18 protein-coding genes are annotated in these 23,002 nt (G+C 44.5%); 10 read left to right on the top strand and 8 right to left on the bottom strand.

Annotated features, from left to right (window positions below; all coding sequences use genetic code 11):
- Positions 1 to 310: 310 nt before the first annotated feature.
- The 3 genes from ileS to JFC07_RS05415 all read left to right on the top strand — a co-directional run bounded on the left by ileS (position 311) and on the right by JFC07_RS05415 (position 4,560).
- The gene (gene ileS / locus JFC07_RS05425) at positions 311 to 3,169 is read left to right on the top strand and encodes an isoleucine--tRNA ligase (RefSeq protein ID WP_068403996.1); all 2,859 of its coding nucleotides are present in this window, start codon (positions 311 to 313) and stop codon (positions 3,167 to 3,169) included.
- The gene (gene lspA, locus JFC07_RS05420) at positions 3,162 to 3,779 is read left to right on the top strand and encodes a signal peptidase II (protein ID WP_082894243.1); all 618 of its coding nucleotides are present in this window, start codon (positions 3,162 to 3,164) and stop codon (positions 3,777 to 3,779) included. Before ileS ends, lspA begins: the two co-directional genes overlap by 8 nt.
- 169 nt (positions 3,780 to 3,948) lie before the next feature.
- On the top strand, positions 3,949 to 4,560 hold the full coding sequence (locus JFC07_RS05415) for an O-acetyl-ADP-ribose deacetylase (RefSeq protein WP_082894242.1): 612 nt from the start codon (positions 3,949 to 3,951) through the stop codon (positions 4,558 to 4,560).
- 13 nt (positions 4,561 to 4,573) lie between these two features.
- Here JFC07_RS05415 and JFC07_RS05410 read toward each other — a convergent pair whose 3' ends face one another.
- The gene (locus JFC07_RS05410; RefSeq protein WP_068403995.1) at positions 4,574 to 5,251 is read right to left on the bottom strand and encodes a DUF1294 domain-containing protein; all 678 of its coding nucleotides are present in this window, start codon (positions 5,249 to 5,251) and stop codon (positions 4,574 to 4,576) included.
- A 131-nt stretch (positions 5,252 to 5,382) separates the two neighbouring features.
- On the bottom strand, positions 5,383 to 5,700 hold the full coding sequence (locus tag JFC07_RS05405) for a hypothetical protein (RefSeq protein WP_068403993.1): 318 nt from the start codon (positions 5,698 to 5,700) through the stop codon (positions 5,383 to 5,385).
- A gap of 336 nt (positions 5,701 to 6,036) precedes the next feature.
- Here JFC07_RS05405 and JFC07_RS05400 point away from each other — a divergent pair, with 336 nt between their 5' ends.
- Both JFC07_RS05400 and JFC07_RS05395 read left to right on the top strand, forming a co-directional pair.
- Entirely contained in the window at positions 6,037 to 6,534 is a 498-nt protein-coding gene (locus JFC07_RS05400) for an FKBP-type peptidyl-prolyl cis-trans isomerase (protein ID WP_068403991.1), read from the top strand.
- 56 nt (positions 6,535 to 6,590) lie between these two features.
- Entirely contained in the window at positions 6,591 to 7,631 is a 1,041-nt protein-coding gene (locus JFC07_RS05395) for an aldo/keto reductase (RefSeq protein ID WP_068403990.1), read from the top strand.
- A 185-nt stretch (positions 7,632 to 7,816) separates the two neighbouring features.
- On the opposite strand, the gene JFC07_RS05390 is transcribed toward JFC07_RS05395, so the two are convergent.
- Entirely contained in the window at positions 7,817 to 8,617 is an 801-nt protein-coding gene (locus tag JFC07_RS05390) for a lysophospholipid acyltransferase family protein (RefSeq protein WP_068403989.1), read from the bottom strand.
- A gap of 386 nt (positions 8,618 to 9,003) precedes the next feature.
- Here JFC07_RS05390 and hflX point away from each other — a divergent pair, with 386 nt between their 5' ends.
- From hflX to JFC07_RS05370, 4 genes are all read left to right on the top strand, one after another.
- Positions 9,004 to 10,443, top strand: a complete 1,440-nt coding sequence (hflX, locus tag JFC07_RS05385; protein ID WP_068403987.1) for a ribosome rescue GTPase HflX — start codon at positions 9,004 to 9,006, stop codon at positions 10,441 to 10,443.
- Between the two features lie 430 nt (positions 10,444 to 10,873).
- The gene (locus tag JFC07_RS05380) at positions 10,874 to 11,326 is read left to right on the top strand and encodes a CidA/LrgA family protein (protein ID WP_068403985.1); all 453 of its coding nucleotides are present in this window, start codon (positions 10,874 to 10,876) and stop codon (positions 11,324 to 11,326) included.
- A gap of 22 nt (positions 11,327 to 11,348) precedes the next feature.
- The gene (locus JFC07_RS05375) at positions 11,349 to 12,038 is read left to right on the top strand and encodes an LrgB family protein (protein ID WP_068403983.1); all 690 of its coding nucleotides are present in this window, start codon (positions 11,349 to 11,351) and stop codon (positions 12,036 to 12,038) included.
- 443 nt (positions 12,039 to 12,481) lie between these two features.
- Complete coding sequence (locus JFC07_RS05370; RefSeq protein ID WP_198328512.1) at positions 12,482 to 13,291, top strand: lytic transglycosylase domain-containing protein; 810 nt, start codon at positions 12,482 to 12,484, stop codon at positions 13,289 to 13,291.
- Between the two features lie 93 nt (positions 13,292 to 13,384).
- Here JFC07_RS05370 and tsf read toward each other — a convergent pair whose 3' ends face one another.
- From tsf to JFC07_RS05345, 5 genes are all read right to left on the bottom strand, one after another.
- Entirely contained in the window at positions 13,385 to 14,266 is an 882-nt protein-coding gene (gene tsf / locus JFC07_RS05365; protein ID WP_068403979.1) for a translation elongation factor Ts, read from the bottom strand.
- Between the two features lie 244 nt (positions 14,267 to 14,510).
- Complete coding sequence (gene rpsB, locus JFC07_RS05360) at positions 14,511 to 15,320, bottom strand: 30S ribosomal protein S2 (protein WP_068403976.1); 810 nt, start codon at positions 15,318 to 15,320, stop codon at positions 14,511 to 14,513.
- A 308-nt stretch (positions 15,321 to 15,628) separates the two neighbouring features.
- A complete protein-coding gene (locus JFC07_RS05355; RefSeq protein ID WP_198328511.1) occupies positions 15,629 to 16,888 on the bottom strand; it encodes a multidrug effflux MFS transporter in 1,260 nt (419 codons plus the stop codon).
- 259 nt (positions 16,889 to 17,147) lie between these two features.
- Complete coding sequence (locus tag JFC07_RS05350; protein WP_068403970.1) at positions 17,148 to 17,960, bottom strand: crotonase/enoyl-CoA hydratase family protein; 813 nt, start codon at positions 17,958 to 17,960, stop codon at positions 17,148 to 17,150.
- Positions 17,961 to 18,097: 137 nt separating this feature from the next.
- Positions 18,098 to 21,559, bottom strand: a complete 3,462-nt coding sequence (locus JFC07_RS05345) for an ATP-binding protein (RefSeq protein WP_198328509.1) — start codon at positions 21,557 to 21,559, stop codon at positions 18,098 to 18,100.
- Between the two features lie 456 nt (positions 21,560 to 22,015).
- Here JFC07_RS05345 and cysM point away from each other — a divergent pair, with 456 nt between their 5' ends.
- A complete protein-coding gene (gene cysM, locus JFC07_RS05340) occupies positions 22,016 to 22,984 on the top strand; it encodes a cysteine synthase CysM (RefSeq protein ID WP_198328507.1) in 969 nt (322 codons plus the stop codon).
- Positions 22,985 to 23,002: the final 18 nt, after the last annotated feature.

Raw genomic sequence — 23,002 nt, 5'->3', positions numbered from 1 at the left:
GACGATACCGGCCAGCTCTTTTTACCCTACTCATTTTGTCATATAATAGCTGCCGTACTCCTATTCCCTTTTCTAAGTATTCTGCTAAAAATATTTTTTGTTGCAATCGTCTGATTAGTATTTATGATGGACGTGTCCATTTAAAATCAAGTGATAAGCAACCTATTTTGCGCCATGTTTTTTAAGCAAATTTTTTCAAGTAATAAGTAAAAGACTAGCATCGATCATCCAATATTTAACCCCATATATCTTTAATCTTACGCCTGAATTTAAACACAACCTTTAACCATCATCTTATAAGACACCTTCTATGACTGATAAAAGTACCGACACCCCAAGCCACGATTATAAAGACACCCTAAACCTTGCCGATACGCCATTTGCGATGCGTGCCAACCTTGCCAAACGTGAGCCAGACTGGCTGGCGGCTTGGGAAGCCGACGACGTGTACGGCAAAATTCGTCAGGCGCGGACGGGCGCAACCAAATATATTTTGCATGATGGTCCTCCATACGCCAACGGTCAGATTCACTTAGGTCATGCGGTCAATAAAGTGTTAAAAGACATTATCGTCAAGTCAAAAACCTTGTCAGGCTTTGATGCGCCTTACGTGCCAGGTTGGGACTGTCACGGTTTGCCTATCGAGCAAAAAGTCGAAGCTAAAGTCGGTAAGGTCGGTCAAAAAGTCTCAGCAACTGAATTTCGTGGCCTATGCCGCGAATATGCAAGTACCCAGATTGAGCTACAAAAGGCTGACTTTAAACGTCTGGGCGTGTTTGGTGATTGGGACAATCCTTATTTGACGATGAACTTCCATCAAGAAGCTAATATCGTACGTGCGCTTGCTAAAATTTATGACAACGGCCACGTCACCCGCGGCATGAAGCCAGTCAACTGGTGCTTGGATTGTAGCTCTGCGCTAGCAGAAGCTGAAGTGGAATACCAAGATAAAGTCTCTGATGCTATTTATGTGAGCTTTGACGTCTTAGATACCGACAAGGTTGCAGCATTAAGCGGCATTGAAGGTAACATCGCCGCAATTATCTGGACGACAACCCCTTGGACGTTACCAGCAAACCAAGCCATCTCGGTACACCCTGAGCATGACTATAGCGTGGTCGCAACTGCCAAAGGTAACTTCTTATTAGCCACTGACTTGGTTGAAAGTGCATTAAGCGAGTTTAAACTGACTAACGATGGTATCTTAGCTACCGTTTCAGGACGCGAGCTTGAAGGTCTGCGCGCCCAGCATCCATTGATTAGCGAGCGTCAAGTGCCGCTAATCCTAGGTGAGCACGTAACCACGGATAGCGGTACTGGCCTCGTCCATACCGCACCGGGGCATGGTCTTGACGATTATATCGTTGGCCTGAAATATAACTTGCCGGTTGAAAACCCAGTCAGTGGAACGGGCGTTTATCTAGACAGCGCGGCGGTATTTGCCGGTGAGCATATCTATAAAGCCAATCCGCAAATCATTGCAGCACTGCATGATAACGGCCATTTAATCAACCATACCAAAATCGAGCACAGCTATCCGCATTGCTGGCGTCATAAGTCGCCGATTATTTTCCGCGCCACCCCGCAGTGGTTTATCAGTATGGAAACCAAAGGTCTGCGTGAGCGTGCGCTTGCTGATATTCCTTCTGTCAATTGGACGCCAGCTTGGGGACAAAACCGCATTGAAGCGATGATGACCGGTCGCCCAGATTGGTGTATCTCACGCCAGCGTACGTGGGGCGTGCCGATTACCTTTTTTACTCATAAAGAAACCGGCGAGCTGCATCCTAATACGCTAGAGCTGATGGAAGTGGCCGCGCAAAAAATCGCTGCAGGCGGCGTTGAAGCTTGGTTCGATGCCAGCTGTGAAGACTTTTTAGGGGCGGAAGAGGCAGACTATGATAAAGCAACCGATACGCTAGACGTTTGGTTTGACTCAGGAACGACGCATTTTGCCGTCCTTGAGCAGCGCGATGAGCTGACCAATCCTGCCGATATGTATCTCGAAGGTTCGGATCAGCATCGCGGTTGGTTCCAGACCTCATTACTCACGTCTGAGGCGATGTACCAGCGTCCACCATTTAAACAAGTATTGACCCATGGTTTTGTCGTCGATGAAAACGGGCGCAAGATGAGTAAGTCACTTGGCAACATCATCACGCCGCAAGACGAGATCAATAAAACCGGTGCGGATATGCTACGTTTGTGGATTGCCTCGAGCGACTATCGTTATGAGATGAGCGCGGGTAAAACGGTATTTAAAGGCGCCATCGACATGTATCGCCGTATCCGTAATACCCTACGCTTCTTGCTGGCCAACACCGACGACTTTAATCCTGCGACCAACAGCGTTGATATCAATGAGCTGGTTAGCCTTGATAAATTTATTATTGAGCGTGCGCAAACGGTACAAGCGCAAATCATCAGTGCTTATGATGCGATGGACTTTCACCAAGTCACCCAGCATATCACCGCGTTTTGCTCGCAAGACTTGGGTAGCTTTTATCTCGATATTATCAAAGACCGTCAGTACACTACCCAAACTGATGGACAGCCGCGTCGCTCTGCGCAAACGGCGATTTATCATATCGCTCATGCCTTAATTCGCTGGATTACGCCGATTTTATCATTTACTGCGCAAGAAGCTTGGGAAGTATTGCAAGGTAAAAACGGCACTGACGCAGGCTACGTATTTACCGAAGCATGGTATGAGTTCCCAGCATTTGAGCTTAGCGCCATCAGTAGCGACGACTGGCAACGTATCATGCAAGCAAAAGATATGGTCAATAAACATATCGAAACCGCACGCGGTGAAAAAATCATCAATGCCAACTTGTCTGCGGGCGTTGATTTATATGCTGACGGTGCGATGTATGACAGCTTAGCCAAGCTTGGCGAAGAGCTGCGTTTTGTCCTGATTACCAGTAGCGCAACGTTAAAACCAATGAGCACCGCGCCTGCTGATAAAGCCAGCGCAAAAGCCGATAACAATGAAAATGAAGATGCATCGGGTGATTTAGTGGTTGACGTTAGCGCGGCGACGGGCACCAAATGCGTACGCTGCTGGCACATCCGTGATGATATCGGTACAGACGCGGCGCATCCTGAACTATGCGCACGCTGCGTGACCAACGTCGCAGGCGACGGCGAGGTGCGCCATTATGCCTAACTCACCTAAAAATAAGCAGCCGCAGGTTGAGGCCGATAACTCGCCTACGCCTGCGCATGCGACTACAGGTAGCTCAACCACGCCTAAAGGTCGTCTGAAGAAGACGCCAAAAATGGTCGCTAATGGCAGTCGCGCCTTTATATGGTACTTGCTGGCGCTTGCTGTGCTTATCGTTGACCAGTGGACGAAGTGGTTGGCTGAAACCAATCTCAATTTCCTTGAGCCTGTGCCCGTGATTGAGCCGTTTTTAAATTGGACGCTTGCTTATAACTATGGCGCGGCGTTTAGTTTTTTAGCAGACCAAGCAGGTTGGCAAAAATGGTTTTTTGCCGGACTGGCACTCGTAATGTCGCTATTTTTAATCGTCTATCTCGTCAAAGCACCGCGTAAAGCCAAGCTGTTATCGTTTGGTTTGGCTCTGGTGCTTGGTGGCGCTCTTGGCAACCTGATTGACCGCTTGCTCCATGGTCACGTGATTGATTTTATTCACGTGCATTACGCCGACGTTTGGCATTATCCAATCTTTAATATTGCCGATATTGGTATTTGTATTGGTGTGGCGCTGATTGTTATTGATATGCTGTTTTTAGAAAAGAAACGTGATGCTTAAATGATATAAATACAATGACTTTGCAAATAGGCTACCAAATCGGTAGCCTATTTTTTTGCGCCTTTTTTGAGAGATAGTATATTAAAGATTATTGATAACGTAAGCGATATAGTCGAGTGACGCTAAAAACGCTAAAGTATATTAAGTTCAATATAAAAAGGGTGCTGCCATGTCTAATAACCAAAGGTCTAATAATCAAATAAAACCTATTGCTCAAAAGCAAATTTCTGCTGCTAATGAAAATAATAAGCACACTGTTACTTTGTCAGTGCTGCAAGCCGATATCACCACCTTAAATGTTGATGCGATTGTCAATGCGGCCAATTCAAGCTTGCTTGGTGGCGGCGGTGTCGATGGTGCAATTCATCGGGCAGCGGGACGTGAATTATTGGCGTATTGTCGTACTTTGAATGGTTGCCAGACAGGTGATGCTAAAATCAGTCCAGCGTTTAAGCTACCTTGCCAGTATGTGATTCATACGGTCGGCCCTGTTTGGCATGGTGGCAATCGTCACGAGCCAGAGCTACTCACCAGCTGTTATCGAAACTCGCTGGACTTAGCAGTTCAAAATAATCTAAGCAGCATTGCTTTTCCATCTATCAGTACCGGCGTGTATGGCTATCCAATCGAAAAAGCAGCGCAAATTGCTATGGGTACGGTAAAAGATTATCTACAAAATAGTTTAGGCGAAATGTCTGAGCTTTCAATTCGTGAAGTCATTTTTTGCTGTTTTTCAGCCAGCGATGCAGCGATTTATAAGCAAATGTTAGAGCAGTCTTAAAAGTAAAACATGCTTAGAACAATGCTTTTAATCCCGTTAAGTCGCCACCGTTTACCATAATAAATAACAACCCTGCCAAATTAATAATGACGGTCAAATAATAAACGATACGAAATTCCGGCTTTTGTGACTTATGACGTAAATAGGTTTGAGCGACCAGCGCACCGACCCAACCGCCAAGCGTACTCAACAGATGCAGCGTTGACTCAGGCGTACGCCAGTCGCCATTTTGGGCAGCGGCTTTGTCTTTGGCATACATGCCATAGGTAATGACGCCTAATATCACGTACCAAGCAACCACTAGCCAGCTTAGCTTATTCATGACCGCCAATAAAATTAAAACCCCATAAAATCCAACACCAAGGAACAAGCGTTTCTTTTGCCCTGTTTCAAATTCTGCTTGGGCGCTGCGTTTGTGATTACGCTGCCGGATTTGGTTGTTCTTTTGCGCCATTTTTTGTTGTACAAAGCTGAGTTCTTGTACATCCTTTGCTTGCAGGCGTCCCTGATTGTCTTGCCCTACTGTAAAAACCACTTGCTCGCCAATTTCGGGACGGCGCGGGGCTTTAAACGCGCTAACATGAAAAAACACCGACTCGCCCGCCGCAGTTTCGATAAAACCAAAACCTTTATCGTCTTGCCATTTTTTGATATGACCTTGTTTTCTTATATTTATCTGCTTAGTTTTCATAACTGTATACTTTTTGATTTTAATGATTATTAACGACCATTATATAACCTTCCCGCGCTCATAAAAAAAGCTAAGAGCATTACTCTTAGCTTTTTATTGACCATAAAATATCCTAACAAGACATTAAGGTATTAACGGCATTTTTTCTGTTCATACAAGTTAGTCAAATTGTTGCGGCGCTCTTTTGCAGCATTGATAGCTTCTTCAGTATTAGAATAGGTACCAATTAAGGCTGGCCAAAATAAAATTGCTGCTGCTACGTTCTTACCAGTCGCTTTACGCTCAGCGCGTGCCTTTTGTTCAAAGTCATCAGCTTCTGCTATTTCATTAAGAATTTGCTGACAAGACAAATTAACGTCACTTACTTTTTTAGTTTGTACAACATGTGGAGTTGCACACCCTTGAGCCAATAACGCGAACATTCCAATTACCAAAATAGCTTTTTTCATAATCATCTCAGAAGTTATTTAAATTACAATTATTAATATATATTTACGTTCCTTATATTAACTTTACATTTATATACAATATGAAAAATAATGTCAACTTAATTTCATCAATTAATCATCCCATATGGCAATCAATCTTATATCAGTTTATTAAACTCCTGTATTTATTACTTTTGATGAGATGCATTTAACGATTAATGATGTATCTCCATTATGGAAGTATTGATAAAATAATTCATGTCATACAGGCGACATGAACATGTACAGCAGACGGTTATGCTAAACTCTCTTTTATAATTAATCTTCTAAACCTTACTCTATAAAAGACACTTTGCTATGACCGACTCCCAATTTATCACCCCTAATGAAGACATTCGCATCACCCACGGCAGCCTTGTGAAGCTGCATTTTGAAGTATCGCTCGAAAACGGTACGGTGATTGATTCAACCTTTAACCGCGACGAGCCAGTGACGCTGACCGTTGGCGATGAGAGCTTTTTACCGGGTTTTGAGCAAGTGCTGATGAACCTACGTGCTGGCGATACGCGCACCGCCCACCTTGAGCCTGAGCAAGCGTTTGGCGAGTGGAACCCTGATAACATTCAGCATTTTAGCCGCACCCAATTTGCCTTAGTCGCTGACAATCCTGAAATCGGAATGTTGGTCGAGTTTGAAGATAAAGGCAAAAACACCCTGCCCGGTACCATTAGCGCCATCGATGACGACGAAGTTGAAGTCGACTTTAACCATCCACTTGCTGGTCAATCGGTACTGTTTAAAGTAAAAATATTCCAAGTCACCCCGCCGGGCGTCACAGGTATCAAGATTATGTAGTATGAAAAACGGCTTGAACATAAAACCTTATTGAGAATAAAAACAGGGATAAACAGATGCAATATCAAACACTGCCGCAACTGAATGAAAAAGTCTCAAAAATCTGCTTAGGAACGATGACATGGGGGCAGCAGAATAGCGAAAGCGACGCGCATGCCCAGATGGACATGGCCCTTAGTGCAGGCGTGAATTTTTGGGATACCGCCGAAATGTATCCGTCGCCGCCTGATAAAGACAAGCAAGGCGATACCGAACGCTTTATGGGCACGTGGTTTAATAAAACCAAACAGCGCGACAAGGTCATTCTTGCTAGCAAAATCTCACCGATGGATTTTTTACGCGATGGTCAGACGCGCTTTAATGCGGCGCATATTAGTAGCGCCATCGATAGCAATCTTGAGCGTTTGCAAACCGATTATATTGATATTTATCAGTTGCATTGGCCTGAACGGCAAGCGAACTTTTTTAGCCAGCGCGGTTATAGTGAAGAGATGGCAGCGCAGTCGCTGGATGATTTGACGCCTTTTTTAGAGACCATCCAAGCACTAAATGACGAGATCAAGAAAGGTCGTATTCGTGCTTATGGCTTATCGAACGATACCGCCTGGGGGCTGATGCGTTATCTGTGGGAAGCGGACAAAAATGGTTTAATCGCGCCTATCACGGTGCAAAATCCTTATAGTTTGCTCAATCGTCTATATGAAGTTGGCATGGCAGAGATTGCCCATCGTGAAAATGTTGGTTTACTTGCTTACTCGCCGCTCGGCTTTGGGGTTTTATCTGGCAAATACCTTGATGGTAAACGTCCTGCAGGCGCGCGTCTGACGATGTATGACCGCTTTGCTCGCTATACCAATGACGAAGCAAAAGCCGCCACCGCTCAATACGCCAAAATCGCTGCCGAAGCCGGTTTGGATATGGCGCAAATGGCATTGGCCTTTGTCAATTCGCGCTCGTTTGTCACTAGTAATATCGTTGGCGCAACCACCACTGAGCAGCTGCAATCAAATATCGATAGTATCAATGTCACCTTAAGCGCAGATGTGCTAAAAGCGATTGAGGCGGTACATACCCAGCACCCTAATCCGTCGCCATAACATTACGTGGTCATAGATTGATATTGTTTAGCTTTTAATAAGCTGACGTTCAAGTATTTGCATAGCAAAGAAAAAGGCACCAATCATTAGTATTTATGACTAAGATTGGCGCCTTTTTTATGACTACTTTTCTGCTACTAATTTTTCTATTAAAGCGGTTATCTTTCAAGCAGTTTTGTACTTGCTTAAGGTTTGCCAGCTTTCGTTAAAACCCGCGAATGCAGTTCAGCCAAGCCTTCTTGCATATGCGCTTGTAACAAATCGGTTAGCTGACTTTTGCTCAACCCTTTAGGATCTATCGGCTCAAGCGGTAAGACAAAAGCCGTCACGTCTTTACTATCGAGCACCTTTTTTAGGCTATCTTTCATCGTCATTTTGCCATAATAAGGCAGCGCCTCACTTAACGTGCCATCTTTATTGACATATGCAATCACTAGCGGGCGTACTGGGACGTCAGCATCTATCGCCGCTTGCAGCAAAGTGCCGTGGATACGTTTGATTTTTTTACCATCGGTGGTGGTCGCTTCTGGGAAAAAGATAACCGAAAAACCTTTGGTTAAAAAATTGGCAATTTGGGTGGCAACCGTGCCCGCATCACCGGAACCACGCTCGATAAATACCGTCCCTGCGGCATGCGCAAGCTTACCAAAGATTGGCCAATCGCCAATTTCTGCCTTTGATAAGAAAAAAGCAGGGCTTAGCGTCCCCACTACCGGAATATCCATCCACGATACATGGTTAGCCACCCATAAACCGTGATGCTGCTCTACGCGCTCGACTGCCACCACCTGCACGCCAAACGAGCCTGCCATTTTACGGCAAAACGCTTGAATATAGCGCGGTAGCTTTTCGCGCGGTGGCTGTTTAAAGGCACCGATACGCTGGGCGGCGCGCAATCCACCAGCGATGGTGGTGGTCATGCCAGCGATTTGTTTGCCGCGACCTAATTGCTGTTTGAGTGAAAAGCCTGACTTAGATTGGCTCATCTGTATCCCTCGTGATTAAAAACTTATGGGTTAAAAATGCTTTATTACATCTTAGTGTTAAAAAAGCTTAATGCTTAAAAGAGTGCTGCCTAAAAAACGTATGATTATATCTCGTAAACAAGGGCAATGAGTATAACAAAATTTATTTACTCAGTGATGACTTGTACACTGAATTATGAGTGGCTTTTGTTAATAGTCTCAGCTTAAAATTTTTATAGATAAAAATATCTCCCTATAAACGCTGTAACATAAAGACGTAGCTAATTGCGTACATACGCTTTAATATCAAATGATAAGACCACATATAGAGGGTCATATGAACGCTATATCGATACTCATTGAAGCGGTCATAGCGATTTATCTACTTTAATAATAGGTGATACTCTTTGGAATATTTTGAAAGACATGAAGGTGGCGAGCGCGCCATTATCGTCCATTTAGACATCCGCCAAATTCAAGATCCCGATGATCTAAATGAATTTGAGCTACTTGCAGATTCGGCAGGCGCTGATCGCTTGGCACTGGTTACAGGCTCGCGTGCGCGTCCTGATGCCAAGTATTTCGTTGGTAGCGGTAAAGCACAAGAAATAGCCGAATTGGTGCGCGAATACGACGCTGATATTGTGCTTTTCAATCATAATTTATCGCCATCGCAAGAGCGTAATATCGAAGCTTTGGTACAATGCCGCGTGCTTGACCGCACCGGCTTAATTTTGGATATTTTTGCCCAGCGCGCCCGTACTTACGAAGGTAAGCTACAGGTTGAGCTTGCGCAGTTAAACCACCTATCAACGCGATTGGTGCGTGGTTGGACGCATTTGGAGCGCCAAAAAGGGGGTATTGGTCTACGTGGACCCGGTGAAACTCAGCTAGAAACGGATCGCCGCTTATTACAAGTGCGTGTCAATCAGTTGAAAAATAAACTGGAAAAAGTACGCCAAACCCGTGCCCAAGGTCGAGCGCGTCGGCAAAAATCAGACGTCCCGACCATCTCGCTCGTCGGTTATACTAACGCTGGTAAATCTACCCTATTTAATCGCTTGGTCGATGAAAATATTTATGCCGCCGACCAATTATTTGCCACCCTTGACCCGACCTTGCGCCGTCTTGACTGGCAAGGAGTTGGCCGCGTGGTTTTGGTCGATACCGTGGGATTTGTCCGTCATTTGCCACATGAGTTGGTCGAGTCGTTTCATGCAACCTTAGAAGAGACGCTAGAAGCCGACTTACTACTACATGTCATTGATTCATCGAGCGAAGACATGCACGAGCAAATTCAAGCGGTAAAAAACGTCCTTGCTGAGATTGACAACGATGTGCCCGTGCTGAATGTTTATAATAAAATCGACTTAACCGATGAGCCGGCGCACATTGGCTATGCAAAAGAAGGTCAGCCAAATCGGGTATATGTTTCTTCGCGCCAAAACCTAGGCATGGAAGAGTTGTCGCTTGCTGTACAGCAATTATTGACGGGCAACTTAACTACCTTTGATTTGACCCTACCGTATAACGCCGGTCAATTTAAAAACACCTTGTATGAGCTTGGCGTGATTTTGGAAGAAAGCTATGACGATAACGGTCATGAGCGCCTAACCATTCGCTTGCCAAGCGATAGGCTCAAACAGCTATTGGGACAAGCCAATCTAAAGCCGTTAGATGTATTGCCGTTAGCGCAAGCAACATTGCTAATGCCGATACTTGAAGAGTTTGAGCAAAAAGATGAGAGTATTGATGCAGCTGCCTCTTTAACGGCAGAGGAAGAAGATGCTTTTGCTGAATTTGAAGCGTTAAACTCTGCTACAGAAGCATCTGATTCGCAAAGTTAAATAACGTCGTCAAAAGTTATTTAATCGGAATGAAGTTAAAAAGGACGCTATCAAATGATGGCGTCCTTTTTTATATTTTTGGCATATAAGGGGTAATCGACATTTATTATATAGTCAAAATATCCTAAAAACGCGACGGTATTGCTGATATTAATTTTCTGTAGCCTCTGTCTGCGCAGCCACAGCAAGCAAGAAAAATTGATATCAGCAGTGCGTGATTTATTGATATGACTTTTCACTCACTATACGAGACATTTAACAACAGCTTAATAGCAGCAATTAGCGCTTAGGCTTTATTAGTATGGCTACTGCCTATATAATCAGCTTTTGCTAAAATGCTTTTATTGACATGCTTTTGTTAACACATTGGCATTAAACTCTCTTTTTTAGCATATTTCCCTTTTTATACCCGACTTGGCTAGGATTGCTTATGAGCTCTACCTCTACTTCTAACACGCCTTTGTGGATGGCGCTAATATTGACGCTGATTATGGTCGTGGTGGTTCGTGAGTTAGCAGTCGTTGTCTGCCAATGGGCGGGCATTGAAAAAGCAGCCAATATCGTCGGCCTGTTAACGATGTTTATTATTTTAATTGTTTGGCGAGTGATAAAAGGTTTACCGCATTGGTTAACCCAAGCAAGCAACACCTTACTGGTCGATAGTGGTTTTGCTTTTTTGCCCGTTTCTGCCGGTGCAGGTTTGCTGCTATTTGCGTTAGGTGATGAGTTTTGGGGCGTGATGCTGACTATGATTATCAGTACGCTTATCCCGCTTTGGGGATTGGCTATCCTTGCCAATCGCTCGCTTAATAATAGCGACAATACAGATGGCAGTCATGATGACAATATGAATATGACCAACAAGCACAAGGGACAGCATTAAGCTCTGTTAATAAGGCAACGTTATGAGTTTTGATAGTGTGTTTAGCGCAACCCTTGCTGCGATAGCATTAACCTTGGCCGCCCACGTTATTGCCCGTGTCCTTGCGCGCAAGCTGTCATGGTTGCCGATGGTTATCACCGCTTTGGTCTTAGTACTGCTGTTTTTGTTTATTTTACAATGGGATTACAATCATTATTACAGCGTGGCAAAACCGGTATTTGATCATTTATTAGGCTATGTGACAGTATTATTGGCCGTGCCATTGGCGGCGATGAACTTTAAAGGTTTACCAGTTAAAAAGCTAACCATGATTGTGGCACTGGCGAGCGTGGTTGGCGCCTTGCTCCCCATGTCATTGGCCTATTTATTTTCGCTTAGCCACGAGACCATTTTGGCATTTGCTACCCGCTCAGTGACCACACCAATTGGTCTGAGCGTCGCCGATTTGATTAAAGCACCGCTGGCATTAGCAAACTTAATAATTATCGTTTCAGGTCTAATCGGTGGAACCTTAGCGCGCTTTTTATTTCGCGGTATTGATGACGACCGCGCCAAAGGCCTCGCGCTAGGATTGGCAGCACATGCATTTGGCACCGTAGAAGCATGGCAAATCAGCCATACTGCCGGACGCTATGCCGCCTTTGGCTTAGCGGTCAATGGCTTAGTCACCGCTGTTTGGGTACCTATTTTTATCAGTGCCTTATCGGTTTAAAATGTTTTACCTTCTGTTCAAAACTCTTAAAGCCCATCCTACTTGCTGGGCTTTTTTCGCCTACATTAATTATATTTGCTAGCATTTTTAACGTTATCTATTAATCATTTTTATGACAAAAACAAAGTCTTAAACCTTGCTGCTATAAACTGCTTAACTACCCTCGCTTTATTACTATCTTGATTTTATTCAGCTTTTTTACAAAATAAATGGATTTTTGACGTCGCGTGCACACATTCAGATGTGGCAAAAACTTATTTTGTGTTATAGTAAGCAACTATTATTTTTTGTATCTATTGCAAGTGGTTTTGTTAGACGTGAATTCGTAGATAGCCTATTTGAGCGCTATAAGATCCTACAGACGCGATAACCGCTTTGATGCGCAACCTTACGCGCTTATAGGCAAAGCAATTTGCTCTTACTTAATAAAAAGTGATAAACCTATGATAACTATTGCCCCTTTACTGACGCGCTGCTTGTCACCCCTTTTACTCTCTGCCATTGCTTTATCTAGCTTGCCTATCGCCGCTCAAGCGGGAAACATGTATATTTATAAAGACAAGGGCGGACAAGTTCTGCTTACCAACGTCAATCCTAGCGGTAATTTTGATAAATTTAATAAAAAAGTAAAAACCACCTACTATAAAGACTCAAGCGCCTACAATGCGGGCAGCAGCTATAGCAATGATTACGGTAGCAGCACGGCGAGTAGTAGCGGCAGCCGTAACTCTTATGACAGTTATATCCGCGCCTCGGCTGCCCGTCATGGTATCGATCCTGGCCTTATGAAAGCCATGATGCATACGGAATCGGCGTTTAATCCCAATGCACGCTCACCTGTTGGCGCGCAAGGCTTGATGCAGCTGATGCCGGCAACGGCGCGCCGCTTTAATGTCAGTAATCCGTGGAATCCTGCTGATAATATCGAAGGCTCAGCGAAATATATCGCTTGGCTGATGAAACGTTTTAATAATAACGTTGAGTTTGCGGTGGCAGGTTATAATGCTGGTGAAGGGAACGTCGATAAATACAATGGCATACCCCCGTTTAAAGAAACGCGCAACTATGTCAAAAGCGTCATGAGCCGCTATCATAGCTTATATAAGAACGACTCAGCGCTAGCGGGTAATACCATGAATGCCAAGAACGCTACGGGCACTACCAATGGCGGCGTGCAAAACGTCAGTTACGGTACCAGTAGTAATAGCAACAGCGCCAGCTATGCCAATTCCGCTTATTTAGCACTACGTTAATATTAACCTTTAAAATGCACAGACACAAAAAAGCCCGTTAGATGAATAACGGGCTTTTTGATATCTATACGATGTGCTTTTATGATGTAAAGCTTACTTGTTCGCCGCTTGCGTGGCAGCAACTTCAGCAGCAAAGTCTTCTTGCTTCTTCTCGATGCCTTCACCAACTTCTAAACGTTTGAAACCAAGGACTTTTACGCCTTCAGATTTTAATACGTCACCAACTTTTTTCTCATTGTCCATAACGTATGGTTGACGTAGTAAGGTTACTTCGTCTAGGTATTTGCGCAAACCACCTTCGATCATTTTTTCAACGATATTGTCAGGCTTGCCAGATTCTTTCGCTTTGGCTTCGATGATGTCTTTTTCGCGTGCTAGTACATCAGCATCTACGCTTTCGTCATCTACTGCAACTGGGTTGAAAGCTGCAATGTGCATGGCAAGGTTTTTACCAGTTTCTTCGCTGCCGCCTTCATAAGATACGACCACACCGATACGTAGGCCGTGACGGTATGCAGCAATGTTTGCGCCTTCTAGGACTTCAACGCGGCGAATTTGAATGTTTTCACCGATTTTTTGTACCAAAGATACACGCGCTTCTTCAACGGTTTGCTCATCGCTATAAGACAATTCAGAGATAGCAGCAACGTCAGTGACATTGTTTTCTAGGGCAAGATTGGCCACTTTTTCTGCAAATGCAGTGAAATTTTCATCTTTTGCAACGAAGTCAGTTTGGCAGTTTACTTCTAGCAAGAATGCTTTGTTGTCACCTTGAGCGATGATGATAGCACCGTCAGCTGCGATGTTACCTGCTTTTTTAGCCGCTTTCGCTTGACCAGATTTACGTAGGTTATCAATGGCAACTTCGACATCGCCGTTTGCTTCTTCTAACGCTTTTTTACATTCCATCATGCCAAGACCAGTACGGTCACGCAATTCTTTTACCATTTTGGCAGATATTTTTACTTCTGACATAAGAGTTACCTTTTATGATGTAGGTGAGTATTGTTATGTAAGGGAGTGCACGATATCTAAACGCGCTGACATTCTGGCAATAAGTCAGTGATGCTCGACGCGTTAATAATAAGGCATGACGAGTAAAACTACATCATGCCTATTATAGATTTCCATAAACTTTATGTGATTAATAACCTTATATGACTGCTAATAGCTAAACTATCAAGGCATCCTTACAAAGTTAAACCTTATCGCTTAGCCATTACTCTGCTGGAGTCGCTGCTTCTTCAGTTTTCGCATCAGCTGCAGCTTCAGTAGCAGGAGCTTGCTCAGCGTCTTGTGCTTGGTCAGCTTTACCGCCTGCTTGAGTTTGCGCATATTCTTTACCAGCGATAATCGCATCAGCAATAGAAGTTACATACAAAGTCACAGCACGGATAGCATCATCGTTAGCTGGAATGATGTAATCAACGTTATCTGGGTTTGAGTTGGTATCAACGATACCGATAACTGGGATACCTAGATTTTTAGCTTCTTTGATAGCGATTGCTTCATGGTCAACGTCGACGACGAAGATTGCGTCAGGTAGGCCGCCCATGTCTTTGATACCGCCCAATGAACGCTCAAGTTTTTCCATATCACGAGTACGCTCTAATGCTTCACGCTTAGTCAGCTTAGCAAAAGTACCGTCTTCAGACTGTTTTTCAAGCTCTTTTAGGCGATTGATTGACTGACGTAGGGTTTTCCAGTTAGTCAACATACCACCTAACCAGCGATGGTCAACGTATGGCATGCCAGCACGTTGTGCTTGCTCGCGGATAACGCCGCTTGCTGCGCGTTTAGTACCGACGAATAATACTTTGTTTTTCTTAGCAGCTAGGCCGTTTACGTAAGTCAATGCTTCGTTAAACGCTTTTACGGTGTGCTCTAAGTTGATAATGTGAATCTTGTTACGGGCGCCAAAGATGTATGGACCCATTTTTGGATTCCAAAAACGTGTTTGGTGACCAAAGTGAGCGCCGGCTTGTAATAAGTCGCGCATTTCGATTTTGGTTGGATTGTTTGAAGCCATGTGAAATTCCTATTGGTTGGGTTATGCCTCCACATCACAAAAACTGCCTATCTAGCGACACGCATTTGCTAACGGTTAATGTTTAACGTTTATTGAAACGGCACTAACTTTTTTGCAAATTAATCAAGTCGCCAAACACCCAGCAATTTTTTGCCATGATGTGTGTGTCATTGTTTGATGGGTTGATTTAAAAATAGAGCTATGATTTGAAAGTTCAGAATAATACTGAATGATAAAAATAGCTGGGCTGTATTTTACCATATAACGCTTAGCGACTGCTAGCGCTATTATGCATCGCTACCCTTCAATCACTCCGCAGTGTCCAAATCCAAATCACGGTCTATCTGCCAAATTAAATACGCCCCCAAACTCATGAGTACAAAGAGTGCAATACCAATTTTTAACACAGGATTAAGAGGGAATAAGTTTAATAATAAACCACCAAAAATACCGACCGAAAACATCAACGAGCCTTGCAAAGCACTGGCCATACCCGCACGGCGTTTTTGAAAAGCAAGGGCAATCGCCGAGGCGTTTGGCTGTGTCAGGCCCAAGCCCGCAATACAAAAGAAAATACAAGCTAAAACCAGCGGCAACCATGCATCCGTACCAAAAATAATACCGGTTACAAATAGCGCGGCGGCTGAGGTGACCTGCATCATTGCCCCAAATCGTAGAATACTTAAAATACGAAAACGATTAGTCAGCCATTGATTCAGCTGGGTCAAACCTACGAACCCTGCCGCATTCATCCCAAATAGCCAACCAAAATGCGTGGCCGAGACGCCATAGGTATCCATGATTAATTCAGAAGCTGAGCTGATATAGACAAACATCGCGCCCATTAATAAACCACCGCCTATCGCTGGATAGTTAAAGGTCGGGTCTTTTAATAAATCCCAATATTGACTGAGCACTTCTTTGGCAGGACGCACATTACGGTTTTCTTCAGTCAAGGTTTCAAAGAAGAAAAACTTGGTCAGTAATAAATTTAACGCCCCAAAAGCCGCCAAAAACCAAAAAATAGAATGCCAACTAAAGAACTTTAAAAATAAAGCACCAAGCGATGGTGCTAATATCGGCGCTAAGCCCATGACCAATATCATAATAGAAAAAGCTTTGGCGGTTTGTTTGGCAGTCAGGCGGTCACGTATTGCCGCACGCGTCACAACCGCTCCCACGCACGCGCCGAGCGCCTGAAAGGTTCGACCGACAAACAATACGTATTCATTATCGGTCGTCGCACAGACAATCGAGGCAATCACATATAAAATCATGCCCATATATAACGGTTTGACGCGACCGACGCGATCACTAAAGGGGCCATAAAACAGCTGACCAAATACTAAACCAAGAAAATAGGCTGGCACAGAGTTGGCCATAAAGGCGGTCGATACGCCAAAATCCTCTGCCATAGATGGCAATGCTGGCAAATACATATCAATCGATAATGGCCCGACTGCCACGATAAGCCCAAGCATCATAATCCATGCAACGGGCAAATCAGCAGAGCGCACTCGGTCAGCAGCATTGGGTTTATTGGGCAGGGAGGGTTTTGGAGCAGACATAATGAGACCATATGATAGAGGAAGGATTATTTTATTATTGATACGTGGTTTGTTGGGTAATTTTAATCGACTTTTATTGCAAAACAAGCCTTTTAAAAATACCGTCTATAAACAAGCAGCAACGCAAACACAGCAACGTAAACAGATAAAAAAACAGATAGTGCTATATTGCACTATCTGCTTGTAATTCAATAGATGCTTGATGTGAATAAAATAGACCTATCTCACTCAAATACAGTGGCCAAATATGGCTGATTTTTTAACGAAATTGACGTTTGCCAAAAGCGGTACTGGCTTGTTTGGCTTTTCTAAGCGCCAGTTTACGGTTGCGACCAAACATCATTTTTAACTGCCAAAATTTTTCTTTATATAGCGTTGTAGCTGGCTGCTGGAACATCGCATTGATAACGCGCTTGCTTGCCAGCACTGCATCGGGTGAGCGCTCAGCAAACTCGGTGGCAAGCTTTTGCGCCTGCTCAAGCGGCGTCTCACTACAATGGCTGACCAAGCCAAGTGCTTGGGCTTCCTCGGCATTGACGGTACGCGCGGTCATTGCCAGCTCCTTTAAGACATCAGCGCGTACGACGCCAAACCCTGATTGCGTTAAGCCCATGTCAGGTACGAGCCCCCACTTAGCTTCCATAATAGACAATTTACACTCAGGATGGCTGATACGCACATCACAAGCTAGCGCCAGTTGTAAGCCCGCGCCAATACAATAGCCTTCTAAAACAGCAATCACTGGTACAGGCACTTCACGCCAAACCAAGCAGACGCGTTGAAAGAGACTTTGCCAAGGTTTAACCAGCTCCCATAGCGCAAACGCTTGGTTTTTAGGATGGTTTAAATCGCCCAAATCGATACCAGCACAAAAAGTGCCTTCCGCGCCGTCAAGAATCACCGCGCGTACCGCTTTATCTTTACTGATGCGCCCTGCGACCGCAATCAACTCTTGCACCACTTTAAAACTCATAGCGTTCTTTTTTTCCGGTCGATTAATAGTCACCGTTATTATATTGTCGGTGGCGCTGACTTGTAATGTCTCATACTGGTAAGTGGCAATAGCGTGCATAGTCATCCTTAATAATAAATAAAACAACTGGAATGTTGGTACTCAGATTAATATTAACAGCCTTGCACTCGCCCTTCCTTATCAATAACTGACTACTAGGGTATCGTTTATACTCAGTGGTTTTATGATTATCAGCTTTAAATCATTTTCCACGTCATATCATTTTCACTTAGACGATGATAATTAAGCTGCGGATACGCCGATAAATCCAGTGTTTGTAGATTGTTTAACGCCGTCAATAACGCTTCATAATAAGGCTCTAACATCGCAAACTGAGCCGGCGTGGTATGTTGAATATTTAATAAGCATTTATCTTCTAAGTCTTGGCTGGCTTGACGTAGCTGCGGCACGCCGGTATAACGACTGCCACCTAAGATACGATGGGCAATTTGCGCCAGCGCGCTACGGTTACGAGTGTCCCATGCCTGCATCAATGCTTGCTTTTCATCATTGATGGTATCGAGCATCATAATGATGAGCTTGGCAGCCAAATCGGGTTTATTGGCTGAGCGCGTCAACGCATCTTGCCAATTTAAAATCTCCGAGGTATCAAGGGCATTTGCGCCCAAGTCCGTACTACTTTGCCCGTGTGCAGTATTTACTGCTTGCTCATCTTTAGCACTCTCTGGCATTTGATAAGGCAGATAAGATAAGGGTGCTTGCCCCTGCCCTTGATAATGCAGATTCTCATAGTGTGGCTTTTCATAGCGTGGTTTCTCGTAACGTGACTGGGTTTCGCGTCTATAATCTTCACGAGGCTGACTGTCACGCAAATAGTTATCGCGGATTTTCTTCAGTGATAAAGGACGGGTAATTTTTGCCGGACTCTTCACTTTATTATCAGAACTTGTATTGGCGATATGATTATCCTCGTTATCTTTGAGCAAAGGATAGGTTGGCATTGTCAAATCTGCGTAAGACGTCAAGGCGTTTTGATTTACCCCATTTTGTAAGTCAGCGCTGTACAAGTTATCGCTATGAATAGTGGTTAATGGCGGCACTGAATCGGTACGACCAAGCCATTTTTGCAGCACTTGTAGTAACTGTGGCTGGCTAATAGGCTTGCCGACATAATCATTGATGCCGCTCGCAATCAGCTTATCGCGCTCATCGGCTAAGCCATGGGCCGTTAAGGCGATAATCGGAATGTGATGATCAGGGGTTTCGATATTACGGATTTGCCGCGCTGCTTCATGCCCTGACATACGCGGCATTTGAATATCCATAAATATCAAATCGATACTGTTTTTATGTGCCGCATTGCCTTTATCATCCGTCGTAGCATCGTCAAGATGTAACGAGTTAACCGCCGATTTACTAGCATCATCACGCGCTTCGGCTTTAGATATCTGGGTCTTTTTCGACAGACTTTGACTGTCAGCTTTAGCAGTTTTGATATGCTTAGTTTGCTGTTTACTGATGATTTCTATCGCATCAAAACCGCTGCTGGCGGTAATGACATGGATACCAAGTTCACTTAGCAGCGCATCAAGCACCAACAAGTTTGGCAGATGGTCGTCGACAGCCAAGACGGTCACGCCCTTCCAGCGCGGCTCTTGAACGCCACTCGGAGCGCTGCGTTTCTGCGTATCAAGCATCGCATAGAGCTGCCTTTTATCCAATGGCTCATACAAAATGTTGGCATGATAACGATTGAGCAGCGCTTGATCGGCGGCAACTTGATAGCCAAATACCGCCAGCTTGCCTTGATAATGCAGGCGAATCTGTTTGAGTAGCGCCATCATATCGTCTTGGGTATCGTCATCTACGATGACCCAATCCCAATAATTACCGCGCTCTTTAAGCGACTCAAGTACACCCGGTAAAGAATTGGCTTGAGTCAGGGTGATCGGTAAGTGTTGTAAGCTGGCTTTGAGTACCTGTATCGACGCGGTATGATTGATCCAAACCAGCACATTAAACTCGTCCGTATCGCTGGCAAGTGGCGCAAGGACAGGCAATTCAATCGTTTGCCCAGTTGCCGCCTCTAAGACATCGACATGCGCTGGCATTCGAAACCAAAACGTCGCTCCTTGATTAGAGATGTTTTCTTGCACATTGTCATAAAAGCCAATGTCGCCGCCCATCAGCCGCGTTAATTGCTTGGAGATGACCAAACCCAAACCGGTACCGCCGTATTGCCGCGTAATCGACGGATCGCCTTGGCTAAAGCTTTGAAAGAGCATTTTTTGATCTGATAATGAAATGCCTTTACCGCTATCTTGTACGCTAATCATCAAATAATTGTCGCGATGATCGTCTAAGCTCACGCGCACGACCACATCGCCACTATCGGTAAACTTAATGGCATTACCGACGATATTGGTCAGTACTTGCTTAAGGCGTAAAGCATCGCCGTTGATGCGCATTGGCACATCGTTATAAAACAACACCGCCATGCGCAGACCTTTTTCGGCAGCAACCGGCGATAGCATATCGACCACGTCATAAATGGTGTCATAAAGGTCAAACTCATGACGATCAAGGACCAATTTACCCGCTTCAATCTTAGAAAAATCCAAGACATCATTCACGAGCGCCAACAGATGCGCTGACGATTTACGGATGGTTTGCACATATAAGTCTTGTTCAGGATTGAGCTCGCCGTGCCGCGCCAGCAAATTGATAAAACCATCAATACTGTTTAACGGTGTACGTAATTCATGGCTGATATTGGCCAAAAACGCCGATTTTGCTTGGCTGGTTGAGATTGCCGCATCGCGGGCATTACGGATAGAAATGTTTTGCATTTCCATTTCATCAAATGCCAAGCGCAAATCATCTTCGGTCTGCTCGGCATGATCTTTTAAATCTTGGAAGCTGGCATGGAGACGACGTAACGTCCTGACCAGATCTTGCTGCAATAAATTCAGCTCGCCATTTGATTCGACAGGAATAGGCTGATAAAGATTGTCGACATGGGTACGTTGTAATTGCAAACGCAGCTCGTAAATCGGCGCAATCCAACGTTTTGAATAAATATTTAAGCTCAATAACAAAATTAAAATCGTAAATAAACCCGTAATCGCGAGCGCCATAGCGATACGATAACGAGCGATATAAAGTGGCTCATTATCCATATCGATCATAAGCCATAATTGCTGCCCGTCAAACTCTCCCAAGCTACTGCCGTAAGCGGTGCCAATGGGCGTTGGTTGTTGCGATAAAAAACGCTCTGCTGATTCTATCAGCGGCCAAGCTTCCTCAGTGCCATAACCGACGCTTGCCAGCACTTCATTGTTTTGATTGATAATTGCAATACGCTGGACATGCTGCTCGGACTGCATACGCCCGAGCCTATCTTGAATACCTGCTAAGGCCGCTAACGCCGCTTGCGGGTTGTCCGCTGCCTTATTTTTATCATCGCTATTCTCTACCTGTTCTTGCTCTAATAACTCAGGAACCAACTCCGCAATCGTTGGCGTATAACGAATCAGCACCGCCTCTGCTAACGCCTCTTGTTCTGAATTACTGGCGCGCATGGTTTCGTAAAATACCAAAATGCCACCGACCGCTGCCAATAAACAAATCGGTAAAAACACCAATATAATCAGCTGACCATAAGCACTACTGGTATCAAAACGTTTTTTGTAAGCCATGCTGGGTTTATTCTCCACTGATTTTGGCGCTAAATGCTATTGCTGATGAATGCTATTACTGACAAATCTTGTACGGTGCGCTTAGGTATTCATTATTGATTAAGCATTAAAGATGAGCCATCAAGAATGACTTGCGATTATCTTAGCAGGATTCTAACGAAGGCGGTTAACCATTCCTTGGCAAACTTTTCTCGCTTCACTTACTCATCTACTTTCATTGCTCAAAGGCGATTATTAAACGGTCAGCTTTTCGTATTTTGTTTATGCCTATTTGTTTATGCAGATAAGTACACTGCTTATCCTCAATAAAAATTTATGCATTAAGCGCAGGCGAAAACAAAATGATATAATGACGCAACTTTTTATTGACCACAATCAATCCCTAACGGTCATCAAGTACTGACCTGCTATTTAAACAGCGCCTATTAAAAAACTAATAATCGATAAGGATACCTTATGTCCGCTACGGCCCAGTCAAACGCCAATTTTATTACGCAAATCACTGACCTTGCCGATTGCGTGGGTAAGACGCCTTTGGTCAAATTGAATCGCCTGCCTGAGCAAGAGCAGATTACCAATGGCGCGGTATTGCTCGCCAAACTCGAAGGCAATAATCCTGCTGGCTCGGTAAAAGACCGTCCCGCCTTTAATATGATTTATCAAGCGGAGCAGCGCGGTGATATTAAACCTGGCGATATGCTCATTGAAGCGACCAGCGGCAATACCGGTATTGCTTTGGCGATGGTGGCGGCGATGCGTGGCTATCCAATCACCCTATTTATGCCAACCAACTCGACCCAAGAGCGTAAAGATGCGATGGCCGCTTATGGTGCGACGCTTATCGAAGTGGACGAAGGCATAGAAGCCTCGCGTGATATGGCGCTGCAAATGCAAGCCGACGGTAAAGGTATTGTACTCGATCAGTTTAATAATCCTGATAATAAACAAGCGCACTATTTGACCACCGGCCCTGAGCTGTGGGCGCAAACGGACGGTAAAATCACCCATTTTATCAGCTCGATGGGCACCACAGGTACTATCACTGGCGTTGCGCAATATCTTAAAGAGCAAAACCCTGACATTAAAGTCATCGGTCTACAACCTGACGAAGAAGCATCTATCGCTGGCATCCGCCGCTGGCCTGCCGCTTATATGCCTGGTATTTTTGAAGCAGATTTGGTTGATGACATCATGGATGTTGATCAGCGGGTCGCCGAAGTTTATATGCGTAAATTGGCGAAAACTGAAGGCATTTTTGCTGGTGTGTCATCAGGTGCAGCGGCATGGGCCGCTACCGAAGTCGCAAAAGCAAATCCTGATGCCGTGATTGCTTTTATCGTTTGCGACCGCGGTGATCGTTATTTATCGACGGGTTTATATAATGTGAATGACGCTGACGATAGCACGGATAACGCCACCCCATAAGCTTATAAATAGGCAGAA

This window comes from Psychrobacter faecalis (assembly GCF_016107575.1).
Lineage (GTDB): Bacteria > Pseudomonadota > Gammaproteobacteria > Pseudomonadales > Moraxellaceae > Psychrobacter > Psychrobacter faecalis.
This window is presented reverse-complemented; position numbering and strand designations above follow the sequence as displayed.